Annotated in this window: 4 protein-coding genes; all 4 read right to left on the bottom strand. The window is 50.4% G+C overall.

Annotated elements, in window-relative coordinates; all coding sequences use genetic code 11:
• On the bottom strand, positions 1–1,078 hold a 1,078-nt coding region (locus AB7S66_RS11820), incomplete at its 3' end, for a hypothetical protein (protein ID WP_428520255.1).
• Positions 1,079–1,094: 16 nt separating this feature from the next.
• The gene (locus AB7S66_RS11815) at positions 1,095–1,937 is read right to left on the bottom strand and encodes a carbohydrate ABC transporter permease (protein ID WP_428520253.1); all 843 of its coding nucleotides are present in this window, start codon (positions 1,935–1,937) and stop codon (positions 1,095–1,097) included.
• Complete coding sequence (locus tag AB7S66_RS11810; protein ID WP_428520251.1) at positions 1,934–2,794, bottom strand: carbohydrate ABC transporter permease; 861 nt, start codon at positions 2,792–2,794, stop codon at positions 1,934–1,936. Before AB7S66_RS11810 ends, AB7S66_RS11815 begins: the two co-directional genes overlap by 4 nt.
• A 67-nt stretch (positions 2,795–2,861) precedes the next feature.
• Positions 2,862–3,910 (bottom strand): ABC transporter substrate-binding protein (locus AB7S66_RS11805; RefSeq protein ID WP_428520248.1); only part of this gene is annotated, 1,049 nt, incomplete at its 5' end.

The raw sequence follows: 3,910 nt of genomic DNA, 5'->3' as shown, positions 1-3,910 counted from the left end.
AGTGGAAGCGGATATGGTTCAACCCATATGCCTTGCTCTGGGAGAAGAGGTACTCCCAATACTCCTCCTCCATCGGAGGATGTCCGGTCTTTGGAAAAACACAGCACTCCACCGTCCCTCGGAGGAACACCTGCTTGCCATTCACAAATATCTGTTTTCCTTTGGCCTCTACACTTCTGAGGCCAATCTGGAGAGTCTTCTCATCAAGTACAACATCCCCTACTGAAAGCAGTACCTGAACATCCTCAAGGTTCGGTGCATACTCATCCCAGAGAGGCACCTCGGTGAGCTCCAGATGAAAAGCAGTTGTTCCTGGCCTCACACTTTTACTGAGAGGGAGAGCGTCTTTCCCTACTCTCTTTATCTGCAATGTAACAGAGACTTCTTGCTCTCCGTGATTCTCCACACCAACCGTACAGAGCGCAGCATTACGTTTTGTATTCGAATATACACTGACCTCCCCCAAAGTCAGAGAAGATACAGGCAGCAGTGCCAATTGCCCAACAATCCCATTCCACGGTCCTTGGGTCTGGTCGGAAATGCTGTGGGCATTTGGGCCAACTTCCCAGATCATCCGGTTATCAACCCGAATGACCAACACCACTTCCTCATCATCCAATGAAGGAAAATCATAGCGGTGTGGAACGCTCAGACTGTCGCAGGACCCAATAAACACCCCGTTCACCCATACACGAGTCTCCCAGTGTGGACGCTCGAGGACCAACTGCCAGGAATTATTGTTATGCTTTGGAATGGTAATATGCTTTACATACCACGCCGGGCCGATAAACCGTGTTTCCGGTTGCAGCCAGTAGGGGAAGCGAAATGCATCATCCTGTCTATAGGGCTCATAGAGTGGATCTTGTATAAATTCATTACCAAACTGGGAACCTACCCACTCTGTCTTGCTGGTAACAGGACTTCCGATACCAGAGAGTTCAAGGCTTCCAGGCAGCGTTATTGGATGCGCATGTTTCCCCACCAAGGACGCTGGTTCAAACCACTTTTCAGATAATCCCCTATCCTCTTCATCAAGAAACACCTGCCACTGACCACGTAGATCTATCTTCTCTCTCATGTAATCTGCCTTATCCTTATTGCTTGACCGCACCTGCTGTCAGGCCTCGTATATAATACTTCTGCACTGCGAGGAAGATTGCAACGGTCGGGATGCAAACCAACGTCGAGGCAGCCATTGCCGGCCCATAGGGCGGCGCTGACCCTGCCGACACCCCGGTAAGCATGTTCGCCATACCAATGGGGAGGGTCATGGACAACTCCTGCCGAATGGCGATCAAGGGCCAAAGGAAGTTGTTCCAACTGTTAATGAAGGTAATAATGCCCAGACTTGCCAAGGCAGGTACCATAATCGGCAAGGCAATCTGGAAGAAGATCCTCAGATCCCCTGCTCCGTCTATTTTTGCTGAATCCAGCAATGCATTAGGGACATAGGATGCATACTGATTCATCAGGAAAATCCCGATGGGAGGAGCGATGAAGGGAAGCATCAAGGAAATCAGTGAATTGGTCATGCCAAGCCTACTGGTAACCACGAACAAGGGAACCACCAGAATGGGGAATGGGATCATGGTTGAAGAAAGCAACACCGCAAACAGTTTTCCCCGTCCCTTGAAGCGAAACTTTGCAAACGCATAGCCAGCCAGGCTTGTGATCATTAAAGCCAACACGGTGGTAAACAAGGCAACGATCAAGCTATTGACAATCCAGCGGGAGAACGGCCAGGAGGAGAACAACCTTGCATAGTTGCCTCCATCAAGGCTTTTGGGCAGGAACGTTGCCGGCTGGAAAATCTCCTCGGTAGTCTTGAATGAAGAGCTGACCATCCAGATAAAGGGAAGCAGCATAAAAGCACCACCAACCCATACCACAACATTCATCACCCAGGCGCCGGCTGAAAGACGACTGTGTTTTCTCATAGGTCACTCTCCTTTCTCAACTTCATCTGCACTGCAGAGAAGGAGGCAATTGCAATGAACAGTACCAGGCCAATTGCCGATGCATAGCCAAAGCGGAACTGTGTGAACCCTCTCAGATAGAGGTACTGCACCACCGACCTGGTTGCATTTGAAGGACCACCCCCGGTAAGGATCTGTGGTTCATCGAAGATCTGCATGGAGCCGATGAGAATAATCATGGAGACAAAGAATGTGATCGGGCGCAGTTGTGGGAGTGTTACCGAGAAAAATCGTTGCATGGTGGTTGCTCCATCAACCTTCGCCGCATCATAGAGTTCCCGGTCAATTCCCTGCAGTCCTGCCAAGAAGTAAATGCTGGTCAATCCCAACCAACGCCAGATGATCACCACGATTACCGGAACCAAGGCAAGCGTACGCGAGCCCAACCAGTCGATGGGAACACCAAGCATCCTGTTGATCAAACCGAAATTTGTATTGAACAACATCAGGAATGTCTGTGAGATTGCCACCGTAGAAGTAACGATAGGAGCAAAATAGATTGCCCTGACCACCAGACGTCCACGGAGGTGGGGGGAATCGAGTGCGAGCGCTAGGAGAAGAGAGAGTGGCACTACAACAAAAAGGCTCACTGCACTGTAGAGCAAGGTGTTCCTGACAGAGAGCCAGAACACCGAATCGGTGGCAATCCCCTTCAGATTATCCAACCCATTGAACTCAGGGCTCTTGATCCCGGTCCAATTGAAAAAGCTGACCACCAAAGAGAATATCATCGGGCCGAACATGAAGACCAGGAACACCAGATAAGCTGGGAGTATAAAGAAATAGGGTGTTCTCTTGTACATCGTTGTGCGCATCATCACCTCCTAGCAAAAAAGAGAGCAATGGGGGAGAAGCGAACCCCTCCCCCACAGAAATAGCCAAATCTTACAGCTGTGCATCACGTTCAGTGATTTCAACTACGGTATCAACAAATTCACTGGACGAGAGCTTGCCTTCAATAAACAATGGCAGATTGTCCACCATTGCCTGCAAGAGGAAAGGACGGGCTGGGCTCTGCCACAGTGGAGGTGTCTCCAACGCCACATCAGCAAATACTGCACCAATCTTCTGGCCACCAAAGAATGGATGCTCTTCCTCGGTTACCGCTGGGGAATCGAGTGCTTCGTACATCGTGGGGTAGAAGTTGATCGTTTTATAACGGTCCAACTGACCATCAAGGGACATATATGCATCATCCAGCACATCCCACACAATATCCTTGATCTTCGAACTCTTGGTAATGGCGAATCCGGTACCACCCCAGACGCTGGTGCGATAGCCGCTGCCGTCTTCCCAGACCGGCATTGGTGCCACACGCCATTCTCCTGCCATGCTCTCAACACCAGGCTGCAATACCGAGGTATTATACCAGTCAGGTGCGACCATACCGGCTACCTTACCCGTTGAGAACGCTGTTGGGATGGTGGAACCCCAGAACTCATTGCCCAAGACAACCTCAAGTGAATTGGCATCAAGTGCCTCACGAAGCATATCCAGTACCTTGATTGCTGCTTCCCTATTCTTTCCTTCACCCAGGACAAGATTTCCTTCCTGATCAAAGAACTGTCCGCCACGCTGGAGGAACATCAGGGAGAAAATTCCCGAGGCATCATTGTCCATGGCACCAATCTTGACTCCATGCTCCGCCAACTCTTTTCCTGCCTCGATGTACTCTTCCCAAGTTGTGGGGATGTCGACACCATACTTCTCGAAGATTGCCGGCTGATAGTAATACACTGAAGCGGTCAGTGCACTCTCAAGCCCATAGATTTTCCCTTCATGGGTATACAGTGCCCAACGGCCCTGTACGAAATCGTCGTATCGGTCCCCGATCTTGTCGGTGAGATCAACCAGGAAAGACTCCACATTATTGTCCTCCATCAAGGTGGGGAACCAGCCTTGCTCAACACCGATCAAGTCGGGCATCTCCTCCC

It is taken from the genome of Sphaerochaeta sp. (genome assembly GCF_050178175.1).
In the GTDB taxonomy this organism is placed as follows: domain Bacteria; phylum Spirochaetota; class Spirochaetia; order Sphaerochaetales; family Sphaerochaetaceae; genus Sphaerochaeta.
This window is presented reverse-complemented; position numbering and strand designations above follow the sequence as displayed.